The sequence below is a fragment of the Rathayibacter sp. AY1F6 genome, assembly GCF_002932035.1.
In the GTDB taxonomy this organism is placed as follows: domain Bacteria; phylum Actinomycetota; class Actinomycetes; order Actinomycetales; family Microbacteriaceae; genus Rathayibacter.
Window position 1 is genome coordinate 188015 of sequence record NZ_PSVD01000005.1, and the last position, 25639, is coordinate 213653.

Genomic DNA, 25639 nt, shown 5'->3' on the forward strand with positions numbered 1-25639 from the left:
ACACGTCGTGGAGCTCCTCTTCATCACCCTGTTCGGGGTCCTGATCGGTCTCGCCGCGCGCTACGGGCTGCCGCACCGGCACCTGCACGGCTCCGTGCTGGTCCCGGCGATCGGCGGCCTCGTCGCCGCAGTCGTCTGGGTCGCACTGACCTGGGCGGGCCTGCCGTGGGACGGCGGCCTGATCTGGGTCCTGTCCCTCGTCGCGACCGCCGTGGTCGTCGTCCCGGTCGGCCTCTCGCTCGGGCGCAGCCGCGCCCGCCGCGACGAGGCCTCCCTGCAGGCGATGCTCTCGGGACGCGTCGCCCCCTGATCCGAGCCGGAGGCGCGGGAGTCCTCGGACTTCCGCGCCTCCGTCGTTCCGGATTCCGGGGCAGTGCGACGCCGGGAACCGTCAGGCCGTGAGCCCCAGCGCGTCCATCCGGCGCGTGTGCGAGGCGATGAGCTCGGTGAACACCGGCTCGATCCGCGACTCGTCGGAGTCGTGGTTGCCCGACCCCATCAGCGCGGAGCGCGCCACGAGAAGGGTGTCGCCCACCAGGCGGCGGCCCCAGACGGCCAGGCGCGAGCCCAGGCGCTCGTCCGCGGCGATCTCGCGGCGGAGGATCGCGATCACGCCGTCGACGCCCGTGTCCGCGCCGAGCGTCTGCGCGATGCGCGGCCCCACGTCGGTGGGCAGCCCGCCGGTGAGGCGGATGAAGAAGTCGTCGAGCAGGCCCGCCGTGATGTACGCCGAGAGCAGCGTCTCGTGGAGGTCCGCACCGCGGGTGAGCCGCTCGAAGGTGTCGATCGCGGGGCGGAACGGAGTCATGGCCTCGCCGGGCTCCACGTCGCGGCGGCGCAGCTCGGCGACGACCGCGTGGTGCTTCGCGAGCGCCGTGCCGGCGGCGGAGGAGATGGCCTCCTTGTCCGCGAGGTCGTCGGTCTCGGCGACGGCGCGCGCCAGCACCTCGAACACCGCGAGCTGGAGGTAGGCGACCTGGCCGAGGTAGGGCAGCACCTCGGGGGTGAGGTCGGCGAGGTCGACGCGGTCGCGCTTCTGGCTCGACTCCCCGCGGGGCGTCAGGCGGGGCACCTCGAGCAGGGGACGTCGACGTCGGAACCAGGCAGCCATTTCCTCAGCATAGGGCGCCGGAGGAGCGGGGTTCCGGGGCCGGCGGGGCCGGGAGCAGTAGACTCGCCGGGATGTCACCGGCGTTGGATCGGTGACCCTGCGCCCGGAGTCGTACAGGGGCGTAGACCGTTCGACACGACAGGCGCTTCACTCCGTGACTTTCTCCGATCTGAACATCGACGACGACATCGTCGCCGCACTCGCCGCCAAGGGCATCCTCGAGCCGTTCCCCATCCAGGAGCAGACGATCCCCCTGGCCCTGCAGAAGCAGGACATCATCGGCCAGGCCAAGACCGGCACCGGCAAGACCTTCGGCTTCGGCCTCCCCCTCATCCAGGCCCTCGGCACCGGCCCGGAGCCGGGCGTCAAGGCGCTCATCGTCGTCCCGACCCGCGAGCTCGCCGTGCAGGTCACCGAGGACATCGAGCTGGCCGCCTCCAACCGGCCGACCAAGATCGTCTCGATCTACGGCGGCAAGGCCTACGAGGGCCAGATCGAGCAGCTGAAGGCCGGCGCGCAGATCGTCGTCGGCACCCCCGGCCGCCTCCTGGACCTCGCCGGGCAGCGCCTGCTCTCGCTCGCCAACGTGCAGGTGATGGTCCTCGACGAGGCCGACAAGATGCTCGACCTGGGCTTCCTCTCGGACATCGAGAAGCTGTTCGCGCAGACGCCGCCCACCCGCCACACCATGCTCTTCTCGGCGACGATGCCGGGCGCGATCGTCGCGCTCGCGCGCCGCTTCATGAACAAGCCCATCCACATCCGCGCGACCGACCCCGACGAGGGCATCACGCAGGCGAACATCAAGCACATCGTCTACCGGGCGCACTCGCTCGACAAGGACGAGGTCATCGCGCGCATCCTGCAGTCCGAGGGCCGCGGCAAGACCGTCATCTTCACCCGCACGAAGCGCGCCGCGGCCCGCATCGTCGAGGAGCTCAACGACCGCGGCTTCAACGCGGCGGCCGTGCACGGAGACCTCAACCAGGAGCAGCGCGAGCGCGCGATGGCGGCGTTCAAGGCCGGCAAGAAGGACATCCTGATCGCCACCGACGTCGCCGCGCGCGGCATCGACGTGAACGACGTCACCCACGTGATCAACCACACGATCCCGGACGACGACCAGACCTACCTGCACCGCGTCGGCCGCACCGGGCGCGCGGGCAAGACCGGCATCGCGGTGACCTTCGTCGACTGGGAGGACCTGCACAAGTGGGCCCTCATCAACCGGGCGCTGGAGTTCGGCCAGCCCGACCCGGTCGAGACCTACTCGTCGTCGCCGCACCTCTACACCGACCTCGACATCCCCGCGGGGACCAAGGGACGGCTGAAGCCGACCCCGATCCCGGCCGAGGCGAAGGCCGACGCGCGCCCGGACCGGGGCGAGCGCTCCGACCGCGGCGAGCGCTCCGAGCGGGGCGACCGGCCGCCGCGTCGCCGCACCCGCTCCGACTCCGCCGACTCGACCGCTCCGCAGCAGACCGGCCCCGCTCCCTCGAGCGAGAGCAAGGAGCACCACGACGGCAACAGCGAGCCGCGCCGCCGCACCCGGTCGCGCCGCCGCTCGCCGCGCCCTGACGCGCAGGCCTGAGCCTCCGCGCCCCGAGCCCGTCCCCCCGCGATCCGTCGCGGGAGGGCGGGCTCCCGGCGTCTCAGCGGCTCTCCCGCGACTCAGCGGTGTCCCCACGCGACTCAGCGGCTCTCCGCCTCTCAGCGGTCACGGTGATCCGGCGGCTCTCCGCCTGTCAGCGGCTCTCCGCGACTCAGCGGGCGGAGGAGCGGATCGCGTCGACGGTCGCGCGCGCGGTCGTGTTCTCGCCCAGGCGGTTGGGCTTGCCCGTGCCGTGGTAGTCGCTCGAGCCCGTGGTGACGAGCGAGTACTGCTCGGCGAGCTCGCGCAGGCGGCGCTTGCCGTCGGCCGTGTTCTCGCGGTGCTCGACCTCGAGGCCGAACAGGCCGGCGTCGACGAGCTGCGGGAGGATCGACTCGACCGCGATCCCGCGGGCGCTCGCGGCCGGGTGCGCGATGACCGGGACCCCGCCCGCCGCGCGGACCAGGCGCACGGCGTCGACCGGGTCGGGCGCGTAGTGCGGGCGGTAGTAGCCGCCGCGCCAGTCGAGGATCCCCGCGAAGGCCGCGGAGCGGTCGGTGGCCAGGCCGCGGGCGACGAGCGCGTCGGCGATGTGCGGACGCCCGATGGTCGTGCCCGGGCTGGTCTGGGCGAGGACGTCGTCCCAGGTGAGGTCGTAGTCGGCCGCGATCGCGGTGACGATCGCCTCCGCGCGGTGCGTGCGGGCCGAGCGGATGCGCGCGGTCTCGGCCACGAGCCCCGGATCCGCCGGATCGACGAGGTACGCGAGGACGTGGACGCTGGCCCAGCCGACGCGGGAGGAGAGCTCCATGCCGGGCAGCAGGTCGATGCCCGCCTCCTCGGCCGCGGCGAGCGCCTCGGCCCAGCCGCCGGTCGTGTCGTGGTCGGTGAGCGCCACTCCGGCGAGCCCGGCCGCGGCCGCGGCCCGCACCAGGACGGCCGGAGCCTCGGTGCCGTCGGAGACGACGGAGTGGGTGTGGAGGTCGTAACGGCCCCCGTCGACATGCATGCGCTCATCGTAGACGCGCCGCCTGCGAGCCCTCCGATGCCCTAGTAGCCTGGGCGGCGATGGGGACGAGACTGGTGAAGACCGCGGTGGCGGTGATCGTGGCGATCGCTCTGCTGGTGGTCGCGGCGCCCGGCTTCTTCGGGATCGCCCGGGAGGCCCCCTTCGCCCAGCTGGTGCCGTTCCGGCTCGCGACGGGCGCGGCGGCCGTCGGGCTCGCCGCTGTCCTGGTCGTGATCGCGGTCCTCGTCGCTCCGGTCAGGCGCCTCGCGCTGGCCCTCGCGGCGCTCGGCGTCGTCTTCGCGCTCGTGCTCGCGGGAGTGCAGGGAGCGCGGGGCTACGACTCCGCCGCTCCGCGCGCCCACCGCCTCGCCGACGTGCGCCTCGCGACCTGGAACGTGCTGCACGACGGCGTGCCCGTCGACACGATCGCCTCGCTCGCCCGGGAGAGCGCGGTCGACGGCATCGCCCTCCTCGAGGTCTCGCAGACGCACGCGCAGGACGTCGTGAACGCGCTCAGCGCCCAGGGGATGTCGATGACCCTCCACTACGCCGGGTCGGGCGCCGACGACGGGGCGGCCCTGCTGCTCTCCCCCTCGCTCGGCGGCTACAGCGTCGACACCGCCGCGGTCGTCACCGGATCGACACCGTCCCTCGTCGCACGCCCCGACACTCCCGAGCGCCCCGTCCTCGCCGCGGTGCACACCATGGCGCCGATCCCCTCGCGCCTCGCGGAGTGGCGGAGCGATCTGCTCTCGGTCTCCGCGCTCTGCTCCGCGGAGGAGGACGTCGTGGTCCTCGGCGATCTGAACTCCACGGTCGACCACTGGACCGGGCTGCCGGGCTCGGCCACGCTGGGCGGCTGCCGCGACGCGGGGACCGTCGCGGGCGGCGCCGCCCTGGGCACCTGGCCGTCCTCGGTCCCGCCCGCGCTCGGCGCCCCGATCGACCACGTCCTCTTCTCCGGACGCTGGGAGGTCTCGGGCTACCAGGTCGTCGACGACCGCGACGACGCCGGGAGCGACCACCGGCCGCTGGTCGTCCAGCTCTCGGTCCGCGGGATGGTGAAGGACGCGTCCTGACGCTCCTCCCCGGACGCCGACTCCCCGTCCTCCTCCCCCGCTCGGCCCGTGGCGGCCCCCGCGGCCGTGCGGAGGAGGACAATAGGAGCCATGACGAACACGGAGGAGCGGACCGCCGCTCAGACGCCCGACCCCGCCGCCGCCCCGCGCCCCCGCGCCACCGCGAACCGCTCGACGACCCCCGCCTCCGACCGCTTCCGCGACTTCATCGCGTCCGGCTGGGCCGAGCGGGAGGAGCCGCTGCCTGCTCCGCGCGAGCAGGCGTCCTTCGCCGCCTCCCGCCGCGAGCGCCTCTCCGCGCTGCACACCGGCGTGCGCATCGTCGTCCCGGCGGGCCGCCTCAAGCAGCGCGCGAATGACACCGACTACCCGTTCCGTGCGCACTCGGCCTTCACCTGGCTCACCGGCTGGGGCTCCGACTCCGAGCCCGGCGCGGTCCTCGTCCTCGAGCCCGCCGGGTCCGGCCACAGCGCGACGCTCTACTTCCGCGAGCGCGCGGGCCGCGACTCCGACGAGTTCTACGCCAACCCCGAGATCGGCGAGTTCTGGATCGGGCCGCGCCCGTCGCTCGCGCAGGTCGCGAGCGATCTCGGCCTCGCCACCCGCGGGATCGCCGAGCTCGACGCGGCCCTCGACGCGCACGACGGCGTCCCCCTCGCCGTGCTGCGCGAGGCCGACCCGGCGGTGACCGGCCGTCTCGACGCGGTCGAGGCCGACGAGCGGGCGGACCGCGACGCGGCGCTCGAGCGCGACATCGCCGAGCTCCGCCTGGTCAAGGACGCCTACGAGATCGCCGAGCTGCGCGCCGCCGTCGACGCGACGGGCCGCGGCTTCGAGGACGTCCTCTCCGACCTGCCGCGCATCATCGCCCACGAGAAGGGCGAGCGCCTGATCGAGGGCGTCTTCAACGGACGCGCGCGCGCCGACGGCAACGCGGTCGGCTACGACACCATCGCCGCGGCGGGCCCTCACGCCTGCATCCTGCACTGGACGCGCAACGACGGGCCGGTGCGCCCCGGCCAGCTGGTGCTGCTGGACGCCGGCGTCGAGCAGGACAGCTACTACACCGCCGACATCACGCGCACCTTCCCGGTGGACGGCCGCTACACGGACGCCCAGCGCCAGGTTCACGAGACGGTGCGGGAGGCGGCCGACGCCGCGTTCGCGATCGTCCGACCCGGCATCCGCTTCCGCGAGGTTCACGCCGCGGCGATGGCCGTCATCGCGCGGCGCACCGCCGAGTGGGGCCTGCTGCCGGTCAGCGCCGAGGAGGCGCTCGAGGCCGACAACCAGCAGCACCGCCGCTACATGGTCCACGGCACCAGCCACCACCTCGGGCTCGACGTGCACGACTGCGCCCGGGCACGGCGCGAGATGTACCTCGACGGACTGGTCGAGGAGGGCATGGTCTTCACGATCGAGCCCGGCCTCTACTTCCAGCCCGACGACCTCACGGTCCCGGAGGAGCTGCGCGGCATCGGCGTCCGGATCGAGGACGACGTGCTCGTCACCGCCGACGGCGCCGAGAACCTCTCGGCCGGCATCCCGCGCTCGGCCGACGACATCGAGGCGTGGATGGCCCGACTGGCCCGCTGAGCCCGGTCGCCCGCGGGGAGCCCCGGCCGCTCAGGCGGCGAGGGGCAGCGCGAACTCCCCGCGGGCGGCGGCGAGCGCCAGCCCGTCGAGCAGCGTCGCCAGCTGACCGGCGGGAGCGTCCGGGTCCTCGGGGTGCCACTGCACGCCCACGAGGGGGGCCGCGACGTGCTCGACGGCCTCGATCACGCCGTCCTCCGCCCGGGCGACGACCCGCAGCCCCGGAGCGAGGAGGTCGACCGCCTGGTGGTGCGCGCTCTGCACCGCGAGCGCCTCGGACCCGAAGAGCCCGCCGAGCACGGAGCCCGCCGCGAGCCCGACCTCGTGCCGGTGCATGCGCTGGTGAGCGGGGGCCGCCGCGTTGACGTGCTCCGCCTCCGGACCCAGGTCCTGCACCAGCGTGCCGCCGAGCGCGACGTTGACGATCTGCAGGCCGCGGCAGATGCCCAGCAGCGGGGTCCGGCGGGCCAGTGCCCGGTGCACCAGCGCGATCTGGGCGGCGTCCGCGCGCTCCGCGTGGGGGCCCTCGGCCGGGTAGCCGCGGTCGGCGCCGTACTGCTCGGGAGCGATGTCCTCGCCGCCCGCGAGGACGAGGGCGTCCGCCCCCGCCGTGCGCGCCAGCAGCTCCTCCGTGCCCAGCTCCTCGGCGGCGAAGCGCTCCGCCCGCCAGCCGCGCTCGTGCGCGAGGGCGAGGATGCGGCCGTTCAGGATCTGCACGTAGGCGTGGTACTCCTCGCGGCCCGGTCGCACGCGGGCGACCTCGACGATGGCGAGTGAGCGGGTCATGACTCCATCCTGGGCACGCCGCCGCCGCCGGTCGAACCGCCGTGTCACGCGGTGTCACACTCCGGCCGTACGATCACGGAGTGACCTCGCCGAGCCCGTCCCTCCTGGAGCGCGTGCAGCAGGCGCGCTCCGAGGTCTCCGTCCTCGCCGGGACCACTCCCGAGCGCCGGGTCCGACCGCTGCGCGAGGCCGTCGAGCACGTCGCCGCCGGCGGCTCCCCCGATCCCGACGCCCTGCTCGACGCGGTCGACTCGCTGGTCGGGCTCGTGACCCGCGCCGAGGTGCAGCTGAGCGGCGTCGAGCGCTCCGTGCGGGACGACCTGGAGCGGGCCGCCACCCTCTCCGACCTGCGCACCTCGGCGCAGCTCGCCTCCGCCGCCGACGTGGCCGTCGCGTGCGCCGCGGCACGGTCGCTCCTCCTCGACGCCGACGACGCCCGGTCGGCCGGCGCCCGCCACGATCCGGCCGCGCTGCTGGTCCTGCTGCTCGACGCCGACTCCGCTCTGGACGCCGTCGTCTCCGGGTACCGCGAGCCGCGGGCCCAGGCCGAGCGCCAGCTCCTCCTGTTCGAGGCGGCGCGCACCGCGGCCCGGCTCGGTGCCGAGTCGGTGCTGCTCCTGGCCGCCGTGCACGGCGAGCGCATCACCGCGGCACCCCGGATCCTCGCGGAGGAGACGCTCGGGCAGCTGAACACCGCGGTGCGCCGTGCGGCAGGCGATCCGGCCGGCGCTCTGGACGAGGCCCGCGCCGCCGCCGACCGCGCCCGCTCCGCGCTCGACGAGGCCCTGGTCGACCTCGACGGCGCACCCCCGTCGCTCCGCCCAGCAGCCGTTCCCGGAGGCCTGCCCGCGGCCTGAGCACGCAGGCACCCGGCACCGGCGCGCGTGCCATAGTGAGGGACATGGCCTCCTTCCTCGTCGTCCCCCAGTGGCAGGGCTCGGCGTCGACGCGCGCGATGCGCCTCGTCGACGGAGCCGAGGCGATCCGGGGAGATCTGCCCTCCTCCGCCACCACGACCCTCGACATCCCCGCCGAGGCGGGCGACGCCCAGGACACCGGCATCCGCCGCTACGCCTCGGTCGCCACCGTCGCCGAGCGGGTGCGCGAGGCCCTCTCGGGCCGCACCGGTCCCGTGATCACGATCGGCGGCGACTGCGGCGTCGAGTTCGCGGCGATCGGGCACGCCGTGCGCTCGGCACCGGGCCCGGTCGCGCTGGTCTGGCTCGACGCCCACCCGGACGCGCACACTCCCGAGTCCTCCCCCAGCGGCGCCTTCTGCGGCATGGTCCTCTCGGCCGCGCTGGGACGCGGCGTCGGCCTCCTGAGCGCGGGCGCCGAGGAGCGGGTGGCCGACGAGCGCGTCGTCCTCGGAGGTGTCCGCTCCGCCGACGACGGCGAGCTCGAGCGGCTGGTCGAGCGGGGCGCCGCGGTGCTGCCCGCGGACGCCCTCGACCCGGAGTCGCTCGTCGCGGCGGTCGAGGCGACCGGTGCCGCCTCCGTCTACGTGCACCTCGACCTGGACGTGCTCGACCCCGCCGATCTCGCCGGGCTGTTCGACCCGGTGCCCTTCGGCGTGCCCGCCTCGCGCCTCGTCGCGAGCCTCGACGCCCTCCGGTCCCGCTTCCCGCTCGCGGGCGCCGGCGTCACCTCGTTCGCCCCGTCGTCGCCGACCGCGGCCGAGGACGACCTGCCCACGATCCTCCGCCTCCTCGGCGCTCTGTCCCGCGGGGCCTGAGAGAGCCCTGCCATCGGCGCGCAAGCCCGAGCGCGTGTCGGCGGCACCCGGCAAGATGGTCGGACGCGACCGAGCGGAGGAACGATGAGCGACGAGAGACCGCGCGTGCGCACCGAGCGGCGCGGGACCGTGCTCGCGATCGTGCTGGACCGGCCCGAGAAGCGCAACGCCGCCGATCTGCGGCTGCTCGCGGAGCTGGCGTCCGCGTACGGCGAGCTCGACCGCGACCCGGAGCTGCGCGCCGGCGTCGTCCTCGCCGAGGGCGGGCACTTCACGGCCGGGCTCGACCTCGCCGACATCGGGCCCCGCCTGGGCTCCGACGGCCTCGACTTCGTGCCCGAGGGCGGTCTCGACCCCTGGGGCCTGCGCACCCGCCCCGTGAGCAAGCCGGTGGTCATCGGCCTCCAGGGCACCTGCCTCACACTCGGCATCGAGCTCGCGCTCGCGAGCGACGTCGTCCTCGCCGAGCGGTCCACCCGCTTCGGCCAGATCGAGGTCGCCCGCGGCATCCTGCCCTTCGGCGGAGCGACGCTGCGCTTCCCCCGCGCCGTCGGCTGGGGCGACGCGATGCGCTGGATCCTCACCGGCGACCTCTTCGACGCCGAGGAGGCCCACCGCATCGGCCTCGTGCAGCAGGTCGTCCCCGACGGGACGGTCGCCGAGGCGGCCTGGGCGCTGGCCGCCCGGATCGCCGCGCAGGCGCCGCTCGCCGTGCAGGCCGCCCTGGCCAGTGCCCGGCTCGCGGTCGCCGCGTCCGACGCCGAGGCCGCGGCCGCGCTCCCCGGGGCGCTCGCGCGTCTCGCGGCGTCCGAGGATGCGCGCATCGGCACCGAGGCCTTCCTCCAGCGCACGAGGGCGGAGTTCACCGGACGATGAGCGACGAGAGCACCACCGTCACGGCGCCCGGCGGCTCCTCCCTCGAGGCGCAGCAGGAGCGGGCCGCGCAGCAGCTCGAGATCCGGCTCCGCTACGGCGACCAGGTGTGGGAGTTGCGCGAGGTCGACCACTTCGCCGTCTTCTCCCGCCGCAGCACCGCACGACGGGCCGGGCGCGTCCTCGTGGCCTCCGGCTTCCAGATCGCGATCTCGCGGCTGAGGCTGAGGCAGGTCCTCGTCGCGAGCCACCACGCCGCGGTCGACGAGGAGTCGACCACCGCGTTCCTCCGCCAGGTGATCGAGGCGGTCGAGAGCCACGGCGGCCGCTACGACGGCTGGCGGGCCGAGATCGTGCCGGCGCATTGAGCGCCGGGCACCCACCGACGACGGGGCTCGACGCCTCCGAGAACCCCAGGGAGACAGCATGAGCAGCACGACGGACGAGTTCGACGTCATCGTCATCGGAGCAGGGCCGGTGGGCGAGAACCTCGCGGACCGCGCGGTCCAGGGCGGCCTCACCGCGGCCGTCGTCGAGAGCGAGCTCGTCGGGGGCGAGTGCTCCTACTGGGCGTGCATGCCCTCGAAGGCGCTGCTGCGGCCGCCGATGGCGCTCCGCGCCGCCCGTGATCTCCCCGGCGCGGCGCAGGCGGTGAGCGGAGGAGTCGACGTGCCCGCGCTCCTGGCCCGCCGCGACTCCTTCACCAGCCACTTCGACGACCACGGCCAGGTGCAGTGGCTCGAGGGCGCCGGCATCGAGCTCGTCCGCGGGCACGGCCGCCTGAGCGGCGAGCGCGAGGTCACCGTGACCGGACCCGACGGCGAGGTGCGCGTGCTCCGCGCCCGCTCCGCCGTCGCCGTCGCGACCGGCACCACCGCCGTCGTCCCCGACATCCCTGGCCTGCGCGCGGCATCCCCCTGGACGAGCCGCGAGGCCACCTCAGCCGAGGAGGTGCCGCCGCGCCTCGTCGTCATCGGCGGCGGAGTCGTCGCGACCGAGATGGCGACCGCCTACGCCGGCATGGGCTCCTCCGTCACGCTCGTCGCCCGCAGCGGACTCCTCGCGCCGTTCGAGCCCTTCGCCGGCGAGCTCGTCGGCTCGGCGCTCCAGGAGCTCGGCGTCGACCTGCGCCTCGGCGACTCGCCCGTCTCGGTCGAGCGCCGGTCCGACGGCACCGTGGCGGTGACGCTCGAGGGCGGCGACGTCATCGAGGCTGACCAGGTGCTCGCCGCGACCGGCCGCGCCCCGCACACCCGCGACGTCGGCCTCGAGACGGTGGGCCTCGAGCCCGGCTCCTCGCTGACGGTCGACGACACGATGCTCGCGCTGGGCGGCGACGGTGCTCCCCTCGGCGGCGGGCGTCCGTGGCTCTACGGGGTCGGCGACGTGAACCACCGCGCACTGCTCACGCACCAGGGCAAGTACCAGGCCCGTGCGGCCGGCGACGTGATCGTCGCGCGCGCCACCGGTGCCGAGGTCCACGACGCCCCCTGGGGAGCGCACGTCGCGACCGCGGACCACGAGGCCGTGCCGCAGGTCGTCTTCACCGACCCCGAGGTCGCGTCCGTCGGCCTCACCGCCGCGGGCGCCGAGAAGGCCGGCTACCGAACCCGCGTCGTCGACTACGAGATCGGCTCGGTCGCCGGCGCCGCCCTCGCCGCCGACGGCTACACGGGCACCGCGAGGATGGTCGTGGACGAGGACCGGAAGGTCGTCCTCGGCGTCACCTTCGTCGGCAAGGAGGTCGGCGAGCTGATCCACTCCGCGACGATCGCCGTCGTCGGCGAGGTGCCGCTCTCGCGCCTCTGGCACGCGGTCCCCTCCTATCCGACGATCAGCGAGGTCTGGCTGCGGCTGCTCGAGACCTACGGACGCGACAGCGCGTGAGCGCGCTCCGTCGAGCCGTCGCGACGGTGGCCCTGGATCCGGCGATCACCCGGCCCGGCTACCTCTTCGCGTGCGCGGTCGGACTCGCCTGGGGCGCGCTGTGGAGCACGGGCCCGATCCGGCGCAGCCACGGCCTCGTCGTCTTCACCGGTCTGCCCTCCTGGGCGTTCGGCCGCGGAGGGTCCTGCGTCGGCACGAGCTACCTCACGGGCACCAACGTCTCCGACAGCGTCCTCGAGCACGAGGCCGTGCACAAGGAGCAGTGGCGGCTCTACGGGATGTGGTTCCCGTTCGCGTACACGGTGGCGGGTCGCGATCCGCTGCGCAATCGATTCGAGATCGAAGCCGGTCTCGAGAAGGGCGGATATCTCCGTGGTCACTGACATGACGGGGCGCGTCGTCGTCCTCACCGGAGCGAGCTCCGGCATCGGCCGGGTCGCGGCGGGAGCGCTGGCGTCCGCCGGTGCCCGCGTGGCCGTGGTCGGGCGGAACCCCGAGCGCACCCGCGCGGTCGCCGCCGACGTGGGAGGGGACGCGTTCCTGGCCGACTTCGACCGGCTCGACGACGTCCGCGCCCTGGCCGACGGCCTCCTCGAGCGCTACGAGCGGATCGACGTGCTGGCGAACAACGCGGGCGGGCTCGTCTCCCACCGCGCCGAGACGGTCGACGGCCACGAGCGGACGATCCAGAGCAACCATCTCGCGCCGTTCCTGCTCACGCGGCTCCTGCTCCCGCGGATGATCGAGACCTCGAGGGAGCGGGCCGGCGTCCGCGTCGTCTCCACGGCGAGCCTCGCGAACCGCTTCGGTCGCCTGAGGCTCGACGACCTCGACAACCGCCGCGGTCCGTGGCTCGGCGGCTGGCGGGCGTACGGCACGTCGAAGCTGGTGACGATCCTCTTCATCCGCGAGCTGGCGGAGCGGCTGCTGACGACGTCGGTCGACGCGTACTCGTTCCACCCGGGCGTCGTCTCGACGAGCTTCGGCGCCGACAGCACGATGATGAAGCTGATGACGAGCCTCTCGGTCGGCTCCTTCGGCATCTCCGCCGAGGCGGGTGCGGTGCCGCTGATCACCCTCGCCTCCGAGCCCGACGTCGGCGCCGCCAGCGGCACCTACTTCGACCAGCTGACGCCGCACGGCTCCCTGAACCCCCAGGCCCGCGACCGCGCTCTCGCCCACGACCTCTGGACTCTCTCCAGCCGCCTCGTGGGCGTCTCCCCCACCCTGTAGCCGCTGCCGCTCCCCGCCGCCGCCGACTCGGCGCGGGGCGGCGCGGAGCACCCGGCGCGCTCGCCGGGAGGATCTCGACACCCCCTCTCCGAGGGCTGCCCGATCAGCAGGTCTGTGCGCGGTCGCCCGACTCGGTGTGTGCCCGCGAGCTTCTCGATCAGCCGCGAGATCGGTCGGGGTGGATCTCGATACTCCCTCTCCGAGGGCTGCCCGATCAGCATGTCCGGGCGCGATCGCCCGACTCGCCGGGCACCCGAGGACCGCTCGATCACGCGCGAAATCCGTCGGCAATGACTCTCGAAGCGCCCTCTGCGAGGTCCACTCGATCAGCATCGTCCTCCGCGGTCGCGCCCCCGGCGCGCCGTCCCCCGCGGCCGCGCCCCCGGCGCGCCGCACCCCTACGAGCAGCGCCCGGAGCGTCGCAGGGCGACGTTCTGCAAGGCGGAGGAGGAAGCGATACCGGCGGTATCGCGCCCGACGACAACGCCGCAGAACGTCGCCCTGCGGCGCTCCGGGTCAGTTGGACTCTTGGCGGCCGAGGCGCCAGTACCCCATGAACGCCACGCGCTTCCGGTCGAGTCCGAGCTCGGTGACGAGGCAGCGGCGGATCAGCTTCACGGCGCCGGCTTCTCCGGCGATCCAGGCGTAGAGGCCGGGGTCGGTGCTCTCGTCGGGGACCTCCCAGAGCATCTCGTGGTCGACGTCGATGTCGCTGACGTCGACGCCGCGGTGGTGGGCGGTGAGGAAGCGGGTGGCCCAGGCGCGGACCGCGTCGCCGAGGGCCGCTCCGGGGGCTGCCGCGTCGGCGCGGACGATCCAGGTGACGTGGACGCCGGCGGGGTGGTGGAGCGGGAGGCGGTCGTGGGCGGTGGGGACCTCGAGGAACGCAGCTCCGGTGGCGTCGTCGTCGAGGCTCTCGAGGATCGCGGCGATGGCGGGGACGGCCGTCTCGTCGCCGGCGAGGAGGAGGGAGGTGGCGGCGCCGGGGTGGAACTCCACTCCGCCGCCGGGGAGGTCGGAGCGCGTGTCGGGCGCGATGATGACGATCTGGTCGCCGGCGCGGGCGCTCTCGACCCAGGCGGAGGCCGGTCCGGTGTCGCCGTGGGCGGCGAAGTCGATGTCGACCTCGGCGTCCTCGGGGCGGACGGCGCGGATGGTGTAGGTGCGGAGCGGGTTCCGGAGCTCGTCGGGGAGCTGTCGCCAGCGGCCGTACCAGTCGGGGTCGAGTCCGTCGGGTCCGTCGGGGTCCGAGACGGAGGCGAGGAAGGCGGGGGCGTCGGAGGCGGCGGTGGGGACGACGAGCTTGATGCGCTGGTCGGGGCCGGTGCAGCCGACGTGGTCGAGGCCGGTGCCGGTGAGGGTCACGCGGATGAAGTGCGGGGCGATCCGGGTCGCTGCGGCGACGGTCGCGAGGTACGGCCGGTAGGCCGGTCGGGCGGGGGCGGCGGTCGTCGGAGGCATCGCCTCAGTCTCGCACAGAAGGTAAGCCTTGCCTAACACTCCGCCGGGACGCCCGGCGGACGGTCAGCGCGCGGCGTGCTCGGCGGAGGTGCGCAGGCGCGCCTCCACGTCGGCGGCGAGCTCGGCGACGACGGGGCCGGCCCCGCCGATCCAGGCGCAGAAGTCGTGGCGGCCGTCGGCCCACGGGTAGTCGCCGTCGACGACCGACATCTCGCCGACCCAGGCCCGGACCGCGCGGTCGAGCGCGACTCCGCGGGAGCAGCGCTCACCGGTGCCGGGGGCGCCCGAGCGCTCGGAGCGGCCGAGCCAGGTGACGCAGACCCGTCCGGGGGCGGCGAGCGGCGGCAGTCCGCGCGCGTCGTCGACCTCGACGAAGACCTGGCCGCGGGCGTTCGCGGGGAGGGTGTCGAGGATGCTCTGGATCCACGGCACGACGGTCTCGTCGCCCGCGATCAGGAACTGCTTCACGTCGACCGGCGCGGAGCCGTCGCGGTCCTCGAACATGCACATCGTGTTCGAGTATAGGCAAGGCTTACCTCAGTGACCAGAGCCGGACCTGACCATCCGCCGTGCGGCCGCGCCCGGACCCGTCACGACTGCGGCCTGCCCCGTCACCACTGCGGCGGGTGCCGCCTCTGCCAACGCGCCCGCCGCTCGAGCTGTGCGCCGATCGCCAGCAGCGTCGCCTCGCCGCCGGGTCGCCCGATCAGCTGGACTCCCATCGGCAGGCCCTCCTCCGTGGTGCTCAGCGGAAGGGTGATCGCGGGGAGGCCGCTCACGTTCACGAAGGACGTGTACGGCGTGTAGAGACACTGCTGCTCGAAATTGCGCTCGGGATCCTCGAGGTCGTACCAGCCGACGGGGCGCGGCGTCATCGCCAGCGACGGCGTCAGGACCGCGTCGACGCCGGAGAACGCCGCGATCACCGCGCGCTCGTAGCCCGAGAGCCAGGACGCCGCCTCGACGATCTCGCGGGCGGAGCGCCGGCGTCCCTCCTCCACCAGCCAGCGGGTCAGCGGCTCCAGCAGATCGAGGTCCGCGCCCTCGACGGGCAGGGTCGCCGCGCCGCTCTGCCACAGCGTCCGGAACGCGGCGGGGTACGGGGCGCTCGGGGGCAGCGACGCCTCCTCGAGCCCGTGGCCGACGGCGGCCAGCGCGGCGATCCCCTCGTCCAGCGCGGCGCGCGCCTCCGGAGCGAGAGCGATCTCGTACTCCTCGTCCCAGGGCGAGTCCGTCAGCACGCCGATCTGGAAGCGCCCCTCTCCGCGCACCGCGGCGCCGAGGAACGAGCCGTCGCCGTCACCGGGCGCGCCGAGCGACCAGCGCTGCGGAAGGCGGCCGTTCGTCCGCTCCAGCATGCCCTCGAGCAGGAGGCCCGCGTCGGCGACCGAGCGGGTGATCGGCCCGGCGACCGTCAGGCCGCCGACCCCGCCGATGCCGGAGAGCGCGGCGACGCGTCCGCGGGAGGGCTTCAGTCCTACCAGGCCGCAGGCCGCGGCGGGGATGCGGATGGACCCGCCGCCGTCCGAGGCGGGGGCGAACGGCAGCAGTCCCGCGGCGACGGCGACCGCCGCTCCTCCGCTGGATCCGCCGGCCCCGAGGCGGGTGTCCCAGGGCGTGACGGCGGGCGGGCCGATCCGCGTCTCGGTGTAGGAGGGCATCCCGAACTCGGGCGCCGCGGTCTTGCCGAGGCTGACCGCTCCCGCCGCGTCGAGCACCTCGACGATCTCGTCGGAGGCGGTGGGCACGTGGTGCTCGCGCAGCCGGGATCCGAATGCGGTCCGCACGCCCGCGCGCCGCCAGAGGTCCTTGTCGCCGCTCGGCAGGCCCCAGAGCGGAGCGGTGCCGGGCCCGGTGCCGAGCGATGACGCCCGCTCCCGCGCCCGATCGGCGGTCACCGTGGCGAAGGCGCCCAGCTCCCCGTTCCACCGCTCGATCCTGGCGAGGTAGTGATCGGCGAGCTCGAGAGGCGTGACCTCTCCGCGCTGCAGCCAGTCCCACTGCTCCTGGGCGCTGAGGTGGTGGAGTTCGAACATGGAACGACCCTATTCCGCCGCTCCGGGGAGCCGGCGGAACAGGGTCGTGGGGGTCAGGCCGCGCGGCGGCCGCTCTCGCTCGCCTCGTCGATGCCCTTCCGGGCGCCGTCGGGCACCACGGTGTCGCGGTCGATGCGGGCGCCGGTCGCGATCACGGCCGAGCGTCCGATGCGGGAGTAGCTCCCGATCCGCGCCCCCGGCCCGATGATCGCCTCGGGCCCGACGTGCACGTTCGCGCCGATGAAGGCGCTGTGCCCGATCATGGCGTCGCGGTCGACCCAGCTGCCCGCGCCGATCCAGGCGCGCTCGCCCACGGTCGCGCCGGGCTCCACGTAGGCGCCGGTCTCCACGTACGCGGTCGCCGAGACGCGCGATCCGGGAGCGACCATGCCGCGTCCGTTCGCGTGGCGGCGGTAGACGATCTCGTCGTCACTGCCGCGCGCCCCTCGACCCTTGTTCATCCCTGTTCCTGCCATCTGCCTCTGGCTCCTCCGAGCTGTCCGGTGGGCGGGGCGCCGAGCCCCGTCCCGTCATCGGTAGACAACAGCGGCGAGCGCCCGCGCATTCCCCGTTCGGGGGGCGCTGGCGCGGTGTGGAGGCGGGGCGGCGGGCGGGTCGGCGGGCGGAGCGGAGAGCGGGCGTCGGAGCGGACCCGCGCGGGCATCCCCGGAGCGTCACTCCACCGCGTCGGCGACCGCGGTCACGACCGCGCGGAACCGGTCCGGCGCCTCGCGGATCCGCCGCCGGAGGAGGACCCCGGCGAGCGCCGACGAGGCGGGTGCGGCGACCAGCTCGCACTCGACCCGGGCCCCCTCCTCGTCCGCCAGGACCCGCCACTGCTCGACGCCGAGCACGGGGAGTCGGCGCTCGAGCCCGCTCCCCCGCCGCTCGTACGCGCCGTCGGCGGCGAGGACGTCCGCGAGGGCGGCGAGCACCGGGGCGGGGTCGGCGTGGAGGACGGAGGCGAGGGCGAGGAGGCTGCGCACGGCGGCAGTCTCGCACGCCCCCGCGTCAGGAGCGGGCGTCGAGGACGCGCCGGAGCCAGTCGAACGACGCCTTGGGCACGCGGTCCCGGCTGCGCGTGTCGACGGCCACGAGCCCGTGCGGGCGGCTGTAGCCGTGCTGCCACTCGAACGCGTCGACCAGGGTCCAGAGCTGCACGGCCTCCACCGGCAGTCCGTCGTGGACGGCCTCGGCGAGAGCGGCCAGGTGAGCCCCGAGCCAGCGGATCCGCTCCGTGTCGACGATCGCACCCTCGCGATCGGGCTCGTCGGGGTAGCTCGCGCCGAGCGCGGTCACCACCAGCGGCGGCAGGGCGTCGCCGTAGCGCTCCACGAGGGACCGCAGCACCGAGACCACCGCCCAGGGTGCGACCGGCGAGCCGTCGCCCGTGCGGTCCAGCTCCGGCCAGGGCGCCGTGTGGAAGGGGAGCGCGGGAGGAGCGCCCACCCCGGTCGGCAGCGCCGGGTCGCGGCCCGCCACGATCCGCAGCGGCGGCAGCGGCGCGACCGCGTAGAAGTCGAGCGGAGCCGAGATGCGCGCGAGGTCGACCGGATCCGCCTGCGCGAGGGCGCCGAGGAACGGCGGCAGCGCCTCCGGTCCGACCGGGTAGGACCCGGTCAGCACGGCGTCGGCCACCAGGCGGTTCCGCAGGACGTCCGCCAGGGAGGCGAAGGCGCGGTCCCGGTCGTCGTCCGAGGCGGGCTCGACCGGCGCGAGCGCGTCGACGAGGCCGATCCTCCCGGTCACCTCCGCCGCCCGCAGCGCCTCCAGCGCCACGCCGTGCCCGAGGAGCTGGTGGTGCAGCGCCGGCAGGGCGCTGAACAGCCGGCCGGCGCCCGGCGCCTGCCGCGCGAGCGCGTAGCCCTCGAGCATCACCGTCGACGGCTGGTCGAGGGTGATCCAGTCGGCGACCCGGTCGCCGAACCGCCCGCCGAGCTCGAAGGCGAGATCGCCGAAGCGGAACGCGGTGTCGCGGTTCATCCAGCCGCCGCTGAGCGCCGACGGGGTGTCGCGGTGGTGCAGGGTCAGCGCGACCCGGATCCCCGTCTCGGCGAGCCCGTCGAGCAGGCGGTCGTAGAAGCCGAGCCCTCCGCGGTCGATCGGCCCGCGGCCGTCGGGCTGCAGCCGGGGCCACGAGACCGAGAGCCGGAGCTCGTCGACGCCGAGATCGACCAGCAGCGCGAGGTCCTCGCGCCAGCGCAGGAGGAAGTCCGTCGCGATCTCGGGAGTGGCCTCCTCGGCGATCGTCCCCCGTCGCAGCGCGAAGTCGTCCCACACCGACCGGCCCCGGCCGCCCGTCTCGAGGGAGCCCTCCGTCTGGAAGGCGCTCTGCGCCAGTCCGATGCGCAGGCCCGGCGGCAGGAGCCCGCCCAGCTCGCGCGGATCGTCGAAGCGCGCAGCCTCGACGCGCACCTCCCGCCGATCGCGCCCGCGGGCCTCGTCTTCGCGCATTCCACTGTCCTCCGGATCTGATCGACGGGTATATTCTCGCGGAAGCGCTCTCCCGGATCTCCCCGACTCCCCCGACCGACTGAGACGCCTCCTCCGGATGGTGTACATCCGGGAACAGTGGTGCGGCGCGCTTGACAGCTCCCCCCTGCCCCCGTGCAATGGACGCATCGTGAAATCGGGCGTCGACGTGGCAGTACCGGGGGGTTCACCGGTCGTGCCGGTGCCCCGACTCCGCCGATCCCCGCGGCGCACGGCCGCCCTGCTGCTGGTGCTCCTCGCGGCCGTCGCCTCCGTCTCCGGGCTGGCCGCTCCGGCCGCGCAGGCCGCCGCTCTCACGATCACCGCTCCCTCCTCCGGCGCGGTCCTCAGCACGGGAGCGACGACGGTCACCGGCACGGCGACGGCCGGGGACCAGGTGCAGATCGGGCTCCGCGGCGGCGGCGACCCCCTCTGCATCACCACCGCGGGCCCCGACGGCGGCTGGAGCTGCGCCGTCTCCCTCGACGACGGGCCGGCGACCCTGGTCGCGGTGGAGCTCCTCGCCGGCGGCGGGACCACCTCGGCCGCCGTCCCGATCGCCGTCCTCAGCGCCCCCGTCATCGAGTCGGTCGACGGCTCGGCGACCTCCGCGGGCTCGGTCCGCGGCACGGCCTACCCCGGCGCGAGCGTCGCCGCGGTCTCGAACGGCGGCGCCGCGTGCCTGGCCACCGCCGACTCCGGCGGCGCATGGTTCTGCCAGCTCGCCCCCACTCCGGCGCCGGGCAGCTACCGCGTCACCGCGACGCAGACCGCCTCCTTCGCCGGCAGCGCCGCCTCGCCGGCCAGCGCGCCGGTGACCCTCGTGGTCGACACCGCTGCTCCTGCCGCCCCCGCCCTCACCTCGCCGTCGAACGGCGCCGCCCTGCCGCTCGGCGGCGCGTCCTACTCGGGGACGGGCGTGGACGGCACCCGCGCCTACGTGTACGTGGATCGGGTCAACACCTGCGACGCGGCGGTCAGCGGAGGCGCCTGGAGCTGCACCGGCGGCACGATCACGGCGGGCGCGCACCGGGTCTCCGCCATCGCCGGGGACAGCGCCGGCAACTACAGCCCGCCGAGCCCCTGGATCGACGTGACCTTCGCGGCGGCGACGACCGCTCCCACCGGCACGCCCAGCGCGACGACGCCGGCCGCCCCCGGTGCCGCGCCCACCGCACCCGGGGCCGCCGCGTCTCCCGCTCCGAGCAGTGCGGCGCCGACCGCGTCCCCGTCGCCCGTCCGCCCCGGAGAGGCCGCGCCCGCGCCCGAGGACGAGCCGACCGCCGAGCCCACCGCAGCACCGGTCCCGGCTCCAGACCAGGACGGCGGTGACGTGCCGCCGCAGCCCGCCCCCGACGCCGGATCCGAGCCGGGCGGCTGGAGCGCGGCGACCGGGATGACCACCGCGCTGTCCGCCGGATCGCCCGTCGTCTCGATGGCCGACTGGATGCGCTCCCTCGCCCTCGCTCTGCTCTCGCTCGCCCTGGTCGTCGTGCCGGCCCGCCTCGCCGCGGCCGGGCGCGCGCCCCGCGCCGAGCGCAGCTGGCACCTCACGGGCCGGAACCGCGCCGCCGTCGAGTACGACGACAAGCCGGACACCGGTCCCGCCTCGCCGCGCCTGATGGTCGTCGGGATGATCGGCTGCGCAGCCGGCCTCGTCCTGCTCTCGGGACGCGTCGACGGCCAGCCCGCCTACCTGCGCCTGCTGATCGCCGTCATCGTGGCCGTCGCCGTGGTCAACGCGGTCGCCGCCGCCGTCCCCGCGCTGGTCGGCCGACGGATCGGCGTCAGCGGGATCGGCGTCGTCGCCGCTCCGCGCGCGCTGCTCCTGGTCGCGGCGGCCGCTCTCGTCTCGCGCTTCGCGGGACTGGACCCGGCGCTCCTCTTCGGCGTGGTGATCGGCCTCGTCCTCCCCGAGGGCGCATCCGCCGTCGACCGGGCGAAGCTCTCCACCGTCCGCGTCGTCTCGCTGCTGGGCCTCGCCGGACTCGCCTGGGGCGCCTCCGCCGTGGTCCCGCCCGACGGCTCGTTCGGCTCCGTGCTCGCCGCGGAGGTGCTCAGCGCGACCACGCTGATCTCGGTCGGCTCGAGCGTGGTGCTGCTGTTCCCGGTCGGGCGCCCCGCCGGCCGCAGCATCCTGCGCTGGTCCCCGCTGCTCTGGCTCGGGCTCACGCTCCTCGCGACGACCGTGCTGTTCGTGCTGCTCACCCCGACCATCGCGTCCTGGTCGACCGACGGTGGAGCGGGTCCGGTGCTCTTCGCCGTCGTCGCCTTCAGCGCGGTGTGCACGTCGATCTGGGCCTGGCGGCGCTTCGTCGAGTCGGAGTAGCCGGGCTCGGAGCCCGCTCAGCCGATCGAGACGGGCCGGTCGAGGTCGTCGCCCGGCAGCACGTCGGCCACGGCGCCGACGGTCAGCTCGCGCAGCGTCGCGATGCCGCCGTAGACGCCGAGGAACGCGGTATCGGCCGCGTCGCGTCCCGTCGCGATCCGCACGAGGCTCGACCGCGGCGCGAGCGTCGTCGCGTCGACCGCGCGCCACTCCCCCTCGATCCAGGCCTCCGCGACCGCGTGGAAGTCCATCGGCTGCAGTCCCGGCGCGTACACGGCCGCCAGTCGGGCGGGCACGTCCAGCGCCCGGAGGAGGGCGACGACGAGGTGCGCGAAGTCGCGGCAGACGCCGCGGCGGGCGAGCAGCGTCCGCTCGGCCCCGTCCGTCGGAAGGCTCGAGCCGGGGACGTACGCCAGCCGCGTGCCGACCCAGGAGCTCACCGCGTGCAGGAGGTCCGCCCCGGCGAGGCCGGCGAACTCGGCCCGGGCCGTCGCCCACAGCACGTCCGACTCGGCGTAGCGGCTCGGCCGCAGGTACCGCAGCCGGTCCACCTCGTCGCCCTCGAGCGGATCGAGGCGTCCCAGGACGCGCGCGGAGTAGTCCACGACGAGGTGCCCGACCGGCGCGTCGAGCACGTGCAGCCGGGTGCCGTGCTGGTCGATCACCTCGCGAGCGGCGAGCGGGCGGCCGTCGACGGTGAGCGTCAGCGACTCCTCCGCCCCGTACGCGTCGGCCACCGCGATCGAGAGGACGAGGGCGGCCGGAGCCGCGACGTCGAGGGTCAGGTGGGCCGAGACGTCGCGCTGCATGGGGCTCTTCTCCGGGGCGTGGCGGGTGGGGGTCAGGCGCCCTGCTCGCCCTTCGGCGGCGGGGTGGGGGCGGCGTCCGGCTCCTGCACGAGCTGCAGCCCGCCGGACGAGTTCGCCGAGACGGTCAGCAGGTCGATCCAGGTGCGGTTGATCGAGGGGACCCGTCCGCCGAAGTACTTGAAGTAGAGGGGCACGGAGGGGTCGAGCCAGATGCTCGAGCGGCCGTCGCCGACCGCGGGGTCGTCCCGCCAGGAGAAGAAGAAGCTCTCGCGGCGGCGCAGCTTGTTGGCGATGACGATCTGGACGTGCGTGAGCGTGCGGTCGTCGAACTCGATCTCGACTCCCGAGGCTCCGTAGAGCAGCTTCCCCATGGGGGCCTCCCGGCCGCCCGTCGCCGGGCGGTGCATGACGGTGCCCGCGGGCACGAGAAGCGGGACCGTTCCGGCGCCCGCCGTGGACCGGGCGGCTCGCATCCGGACGCGGGCGCCCGGGCTCGGAACCGCCCGGTGACGACTCTAGGCGAGGCGGCGCGGGCGCGCGGGATCCTCGTCCGATTCCCGAACACCGGGCTCCTCCGGCCGGAAGGACGACCGGTCCGGAGGCGCGCCCGGCGCCCTGCCGGATCCGGGCGAGACGCGCCGGGGCGCTGCCGCGCGCATGTCGGAGGTCGGACGTACGGTACCCGCATGATCGAATGCGCACTCTGCGGAACCGACGCCGTCGTCCTCGACCGCTCCGGCGGCCGCGACACCGAGGAGGAGCTCGTCGTGCTCTGCGCCGACTGCACCCCGGGCGAGATCACCCAGGCCCTCGAGGCCGGGCTGCTCGAGCCCGCTCGACGCAGCGCGCACGCCCGCGCCGCCTAGAGAGCGGCACGTCGGACGGAGTGCCCCCACTGGGACTCGAACCCAGACTGAGACGATTTTAAGTCGTCTGCCTCTGCCGATTGGGCTATGGGGGCGACCACCGGGAGGAGCGACCCTCCCGGCGGCGGTGTCAGGACTTGGCGGGCTCGCCGCCGACCGGGACCGGAGCACCGGCCTGGCCGGGGATCTGCGCCGGGGCCTGCGCGGCCGGAGCCTCGGCGGCCGGGGCCGCCGGACGCGGACGCGACGCGTAGGTCTCGAAGGAGCCGCGGGGGTACTCGCGGGCCTCGATCGAGGCGATGTCGCGGCCGAGCCAGAGGTTGTTCCACCAGCCCCAGACCACGCGGAACTTGCGCTCCCACGAGGGCATGGCGAGACCGTGGTAGCCGCGGTGCATCACCCAGGCGGGGAAGCCCTTCACGGCGATCTTGCCGGACTGGAACACGCCGATGCCGATGCCCAGGCCCGCGACCGCGCCGAGGTTCTTGTGCACGTAGTCGACCGGCTCCTCGCCGCGGAGCACCGCGGTGATGTTCTTGGCCATGAGCTTGCCCTGGCGGACGGCGTGCTGGGCGTTCGGCACGCAGAAGCCGCCGACGCCGCCGCCGGTGAGGTCGGGGACGGCCGTCGCGTCGCCGGCGCCCCAGGCGCCCTCGACGAGCACGTCGTCGTGGCCGACGCGGAGGTCGGCGCGCACGCGCAGGCGGCCGCGCTCCTCGATGGGCAGGTCGGAGTTCTTGATCGACGGGTTCGCCATGACGCCCGCGGTCCAGATGATGAGGTCCGACTCGAAGCTCTCGCCCGTCGACAGCTGGATGACGCCGTTCTCGGCCGACTTGAGCTGCGTGTCGAGGTGCACGGTGGCGCCGCGCTGGTCGAGGTTCTTCAGCACCCAGTGGCTCGTCTCGAGGGCGACCTCGGGCATGATCCGGCCCATCGCCTCGATGAGGTGGAACTGCGTCTCCTCGAAGTCGATCTCGGGGTAGCGCTTGAGCAGCGCGCTCGCGAAGGAGCGCAGCTCGGCGAAGACCTCGATGCCCGCGAACCCGCCGCCGACGACCGTGACGGTCAGCAGGCGCGAGCGCTCGGGGCCGGCGGGGAGCGACGCGGCCTTGTCGAAGTTCGTGAGCATGCGGTCGCGGATCGCGGTCGCCTCCTCGATCGTCTTCAGGCCGATCGCGTTGTCGGCGACGCCCGGGATCGGGAAGGTGCGCGAGACGGAGCCGGCGGTGACGACGATCTGGTCGTACTCGAACTCGTAGGGCTCGCCCACGGTCGGGGTGATCGTCGCGGTGCGGTTCGCGTGGTCGATCTTCGTCACCTTGGCGGCGAGGATCGCGGTCTTCTTGAGGTGGCGGCGGAGCGAGACGATCGCGTGGCGCGGCTCGATCGACCCCGCGGCGACCTCGGGGAGGAAGGGCAGGTACGCCATGTAGGGCAGCGGGTCGACGATCGTGACCTCTGCCTCGTGCGGGCGGAGCTGCTTCTCGAGCTTCCACGCGGTGTAGAAGCCGGCGTAGCCGCCTCCGACGATCAGGATTCTGGGCACGGTTGACTCTCCAAGAGGGATGGACAATGCGAACACCCTCACGCAATGCGAAGTGCCCGCTCTCGATGCGGTGGGCAGCACTGACCCCGACTGGGAATCAGCTTAGCGAAGAGCGCGCCGGTGGTGGCGCCTCCGTGGCTCCGGTAGGAGCGGCTACGCGTCGAGCGGCCTGCAGGCGCAGCGCTCGGGAGACCAGTCGGCGCGGGCCAGGGCCAGATCGCCGATCGGATTGACGCCGGGGCCCGCCGCGAGGGCGTGCGCGGCGAGGGCGTGGAGGCACTTCACCCGCGAGGGCATGCCCCCGGAGGAGATGCCCGCGATCTCGGGGACGGAGCCGACGCTCTCGCGGTCGGCCAGGAACGCCCGGTGCGCAGCGGCGTACGCCTCGCGCAGCTCCTCGTCCTCGGCGAGCATCGCGTTGTACTCGACCATGACCTGGGTGGCCTCGAGCTGCGAGATCGCGGCCGTCGCGGCGGGGTGGGTCAGGTAGTAGAAGGTGGGGAACGGCGTGCCGTCGGACAGGCGGGGGCTCGTGGAGACCACCGTCGGGTCGCCGCAGACGCAGCGTGCGCTGATCCCGACGACGTCCCGGGCGGGACGGCCCAGCTGGGCGGAGACGACCGCGATGTCGCGCTCGGACGGCGGATCGAAGGGGGGCGTGGTCACGGGGGCTCCAGAGGACGGACGGCCGGGAGGACGCTCCAGTGTACGCGGGGCCGGGCGGGAGCGACGGGGTCGGGCGGGAGCTACGGAGTCGGGCAGGAGCTACGGAGTCGGTGTCAGCTCGTCGGCGGTCGGCTCGCCGAGGCCCGAGACCGCGATCGAGGACAGCAGGGAGCCGGCCCAGTCGCTCGGGGTCTCCTGCACCGTGTCGCTCGCGGGCTGCTGCGCCTGCTGGGCGAGCGTCACGTCGTCGAGCACGAGGTAGCTCACCTCGCCGGGCATCACGAAGTACAGCCGCTCGCGGGCCTGCGCGCGGATGAACGCCGGGTCGGACCAGCGGGTGCGCTGCTCGTCGAGGTTCTGCGCCTGGGTCTTAGCCGCGTCGACCGAGCGCTGCAGCTCGGCGATCTCGGCGCGCTGCTCGACGAAGTTCTTGATGCTCGGGGCGAGCACGACCACCGCGAGGATCATGATCCCCATCACCAGCAGCGTGAAGCCGGAGCCGCGGACGCCGGCGATCCACGCGGACGAGGGCGGGGCGGGCGGCTGCTTCGGGC

Annotated in this window: 27 protein-coding genes and 1 tRNA gene; 13 read left to right on the plus strand and 15 right to left on the minus strand. The window is 74.6% G+C overall.

The features are described from left to right. Positions 1-7 precede the first annotated feature (7 nt). Positions 8-310 (plus strand): hypothetical protein, encoded by a 303-nt coding sequence (locus C5C44_RS07115; protein ID WP_104226942.1) that lies wholly within the window; start codon positions 8-10, stop codon positions 308-310. A gap of 81 nt (positions 311-391) precedes the next feature. On the opposite strand, the gene C5C44_RS07120 is transcribed toward C5C44_RS07115, so the two are convergent. Next, complete coding sequence (locus C5C44_RS07120; protein ID WP_104224843.1) at positions 392-1111, minus strand: ferritin-like fold-containing protein; 720 nt, start codon at positions 1109-1111, stop codon at positions 392-394. Positions 1112-1265: 154 nt separating this feature from the next. Between C5C44_RS07120 and C5C44_RS07125 the strand changes: the two genes are divergently transcribed. Next, positions 1266-2702: a DEAD/DEAH box helicase gene (locus C5C44_RS07125; RefSeq protein ID WP_104335593.1), complete on the plus strand. Its 1437-nt coding sequence runs from the start codon at positions 1266-1268 to the stop codon at positions 2700-2702. Between the two features lie 172 nt (positions 2703-2874). On the opposite strand, the gene C5C44_RS07130 is transcribed toward C5C44_RS07125, so the two are convergent. Beyond that, complete coding sequence (locus C5C44_RS07130; RefSeq protein WP_104224845.1) at positions 2875-3711, minus strand: PHP domain-containing protein; 837 nt, start codon at positions 3709-3711, stop codon at positions 2875-2877. A gap of 59 nt (positions 3712-3770) precedes the next feature. On the opposite strand from C5C44_RS07130, the gene C5C44_RS07135 reads away from it, so the two are divergent. Both C5C44_RS07135 and C5C44_RS07140 read left to right on the plus strand, forming a co-directional pair. Then, positions 3771-4790 carry an endonuclease/exonuclease/phosphatase family protein gene (locus C5C44_RS07135; protein ID WP_146078796.1) on the plus strand — a complete coding sequence of 340 codons (1020 nt, stop codon included), beginning with the start codon at positions 3771-3773 and terminating at the stop codon, positions 4788-4790. 90 nt (positions 4791-4880) lie between these two features. Continuing rightward, positions 4881-6386, plus strand: coding sequence for an aminopeptidase P family protein (locus tag C5C44_RS07140; RefSeq protein WP_104335594.1), 1506 nt, complete (start codon positions 4881-4883; stop codon positions 6384-6386). A 30-nt stretch (positions 6387-6416) separates the two neighbouring features. Here the strand turns inward: C5C44_RS07140 and C5C44_RS07145 are convergent, their stop codons facing one another. Next, entirely contained in the window at positions 6417-7169 is a 753-nt protein-coding gene (locus C5C44_RS07145) for a gamma-glutamyl-gamma-aminobutyrate hydrolase family protein (RefSeq protein ID WP_104225036.1), read from the minus strand. An 80-nt stretch (positions 7170-7249) separates the two neighbouring features. Between C5C44_RS07145 and C5C44_RS07150 the strand changes: the two genes are divergently transcribed. The 7 genes from C5C44_RS07150 to C5C44_RS07180 all read left to right on the plus strand — a co-directional run bounded on the left by C5C44_RS07150 (position 7250) and on the right by C5C44_RS07180 (position 12897). Then, positions 7250-8026 (plus strand): hypothetical protein, encoded by a 777-nt coding sequence (locus C5C44_RS07150; protein ID WP_104227419.1) that lies wholly within the window; start codon positions 7250-7252, stop codon positions 8024-8026. Between the two features lie 44 nt (positions 8027-8070). Then, positions 8071-8904 (plus strand): arginase family protein, encoded by an 834-nt coding sequence (locus C5C44_RS07155; protein WP_104248221.1) that lies wholly within the window; start codon positions 8071-8073, stop codon positions 8902-8904. An 84-nt stretch (positions 8905-8988) separates the two neighbouring features. Beyond that, positions 8989-9780, plus strand: coding sequence for a crotonase/enoyl-CoA hydratase family protein (locus C5C44_RS07160; protein ID WP_104335595.1), 792 nt, complete (start codon positions 8989-8991; stop codon positions 9778-9780). Further along, positions 9777-10145 carry a ribonuclease E inhibitor RraB gene (locus tag C5C44_RS07165; RefSeq protein WP_104225032.1) on the plus strand — a complete coding sequence of 123 codons (369 nt, stop codon included), beginning with the start codon at positions 9777-9779 and terminating at the stop codon, positions 10143-10145. Before C5C44_RS07160 ends, C5C44_RS07165 begins: the two co-directional genes overlap by 4 nt. 58 nt (positions 10146-10203) lie before the next feature. After that, entirely contained in the window at positions 10204-11664 is a 1461-nt protein-coding gene (locus C5C44_RS07170; RefSeq protein WP_104335596.1) for an NAD(P)/FAD-dependent oxidoreductase, read from the plus strand. Continuing rightward, positions 11661-12047, plus strand: a complete 387-nt coding sequence (locus C5C44_RS07175) for a Fe-S oxidoreductase (RefSeq protein ID WP_104227423.1) — start codon at positions 11661-11663, stop codon at positions 12045-12047. The genes C5C44_RS07170 and C5C44_RS07175 overlap by 4 nt, the downstream gene beginning before the upstream one ends. Further along, positions 12037-12897 (plus strand): SDR family NAD(P)-dependent oxidoreductase, encoded by an 861-nt coding sequence (locus C5C44_RS07180; protein WP_244230659.1) that lies wholly within the window; start codon positions 12037-12039, stop codon positions 12895-12897. Before C5C44_RS07175 ends, C5C44_RS07180 begins: the two co-directional genes overlap by 11 nt. A gap of 516 nt (positions 12898-13413) precedes the next feature. Here the strand turns inward: C5C44_RS07180 and C5C44_RS07185 are convergent. From C5C44_RS07185 to C5C44_RS07210, 6 genes are all read right to left on the minus strand, one after another. Then, a complete protein-coding gene (locus C5C44_RS07185) occupies positions 13414-14358 on the minus strand; it encodes a siderophore-interacting protein (protein ID WP_104250109.1) in 945 nt (314 codons plus the stop codon). 63 nt (positions 14359-14421) lie between these two features. After that, positions 14422-14868 carry an SIP domain-containing protein gene (locus C5C44_RS07190; RefSeq protein ID WP_104248226.1) on the minus strand — a complete coding sequence of 149 codons (447 nt, stop codon included), beginning with the start codon at positions 14866-14868 and terminating at the stop codon, positions 14422-14424. Positions 14869-14969: 101 nt separating this feature from the next. Then, positions 14970-16394 carry an amidase gene (locus C5C44_RS07195; protein WP_104335597.1) on the minus strand — a complete coding sequence of 475 codons (1425 nt, stop codon included), beginning with the start codon at positions 16392-16394 and terminating at the stop codon, positions 14970-14972. A gap of 53 nt (positions 16395-16447) precedes the next feature. Beyond that, entirely contained in the window at positions 16448-16855 is a 408-nt protein-coding gene (locus C5C44_RS07200) for a transferase (protein ID WP_104334124.1), read from the minus strand. A 213-nt stretch (positions 16856-17068) separates the two neighbouring features. Further along, on the minus strand, positions 17069-17380 hold the full coding sequence (locus C5C44_RS07205; protein WP_104227427.1) for a hypothetical protein: 312 nt from the start codon (positions 17378-17380) through the stop codon (positions 17069-17071). A gap of 25 nt (positions 17381-17405) precedes the next feature. Beyond that, positions 17406-18848: a glycoside hydrolase family 1 protein gene (locus tag C5C44_RS07210; RefSeq protein ID WP_181132757.1), complete on the minus strand. Its 1443-nt coding sequence runs from the start codon at positions 18846-18848 to the stop codon at positions 17406-17408. A 220-nt stretch (positions 18849-19068) separates the two neighbouring features. On the opposite strand from C5C44_RS07210, the gene C5C44_RS16680 reads away from it, so the two are divergent. Then, positions 19069-21195 (plus strand): hypothetical protein, encoded by a 2127-nt coding sequence (locus tag C5C44_RS16680; protein ID WP_181068120.1) that lies wholly within the window; start codon positions 19069-19071, stop codon positions 21193-21195. Between the two features lie 17 nt (positions 21196-21212). On the opposite strand, the gene C5C44_RS07215 is transcribed toward C5C44_RS16680, so the two are convergent. Together C5C44_RS07215 and C5C44_RS07220 are read right to left on the minus strand one after the other, a co-directional pair. Continuing rightward, on the minus strand, positions 21213-22004 hold the full coding sequence (locus C5C44_RS07215; RefSeq protein ID WP_104234572.1) for a transglutaminase family protein: 792 nt from the start codon (positions 22002-22004) through the stop codon (positions 21213-21215). Between the two features lie 32 nt (positions 22005-22036). Next, a complete protein-coding gene (locus C5C44_RS07220) occupies positions 22037-22375 on the minus strand; it encodes an ATP-dependent DNA ligase (RefSeq protein WP_068211888.1) in 339 nt (112 codons plus the stop codon). A gap of 315 nt (positions 22376-22690) precedes the next feature. On the opposite strand from C5C44_RS07220, the gene C5C44_RS07225 reads away from it, so the two are divergent. Further along, entirely contained in the window at positions 22691-22870 is a 180-nt protein-coding gene (locus C5C44_RS07225) for a hypothetical protein (protein ID WP_104225020.1), read from the plus strand. 21 nt (positions 22871-22891) lie between these two features. On the opposite strand, the gene C5C44_RS07230 is transcribed toward C5C44_RS07225, so the two are convergent. The 4 genes from C5C44_RS07230 to C5C44_RS07245 all read right to left on the minus strand — a co-directional run. Beyond that, positions 22892-22965 (minus strand) — tRNA-Leu (locus C5C44_RS07230). Positions 22966-23000: 35 nt separating this feature from the next. After that, the gene (locus tag C5C44_RS07235; RefSeq protein ID WP_104225019.1) at positions 23001-24419 is read right to left on the minus strand and encodes an NAD(P)/FAD-dependent oxidoreductase; all 1419 of its coding nucleotides are present in this window, start codon (positions 24417-24419) and stop codon (positions 23001-23003) included. Between the two features lie 153 nt (positions 24420-24572). Next, on the minus strand, positions 24573-25085 hold the full coding sequence (locus C5C44_RS07240) for a DUF501 domain-containing protein (protein ID WP_104227430.1): 513 nt from the start codon (positions 25083-25085) through the stop codon (positions 24573-24575). 99 nt (positions 25086-25184) lie between these two features. Next, positions 25185-25639, minus strand: a 455-nt coding sequence (locus C5C44_RS07245) for a septum formation initiator family protein (RefSeq protein WP_104225017.1), incomplete at its 5' end; no start/stop codon positions are given.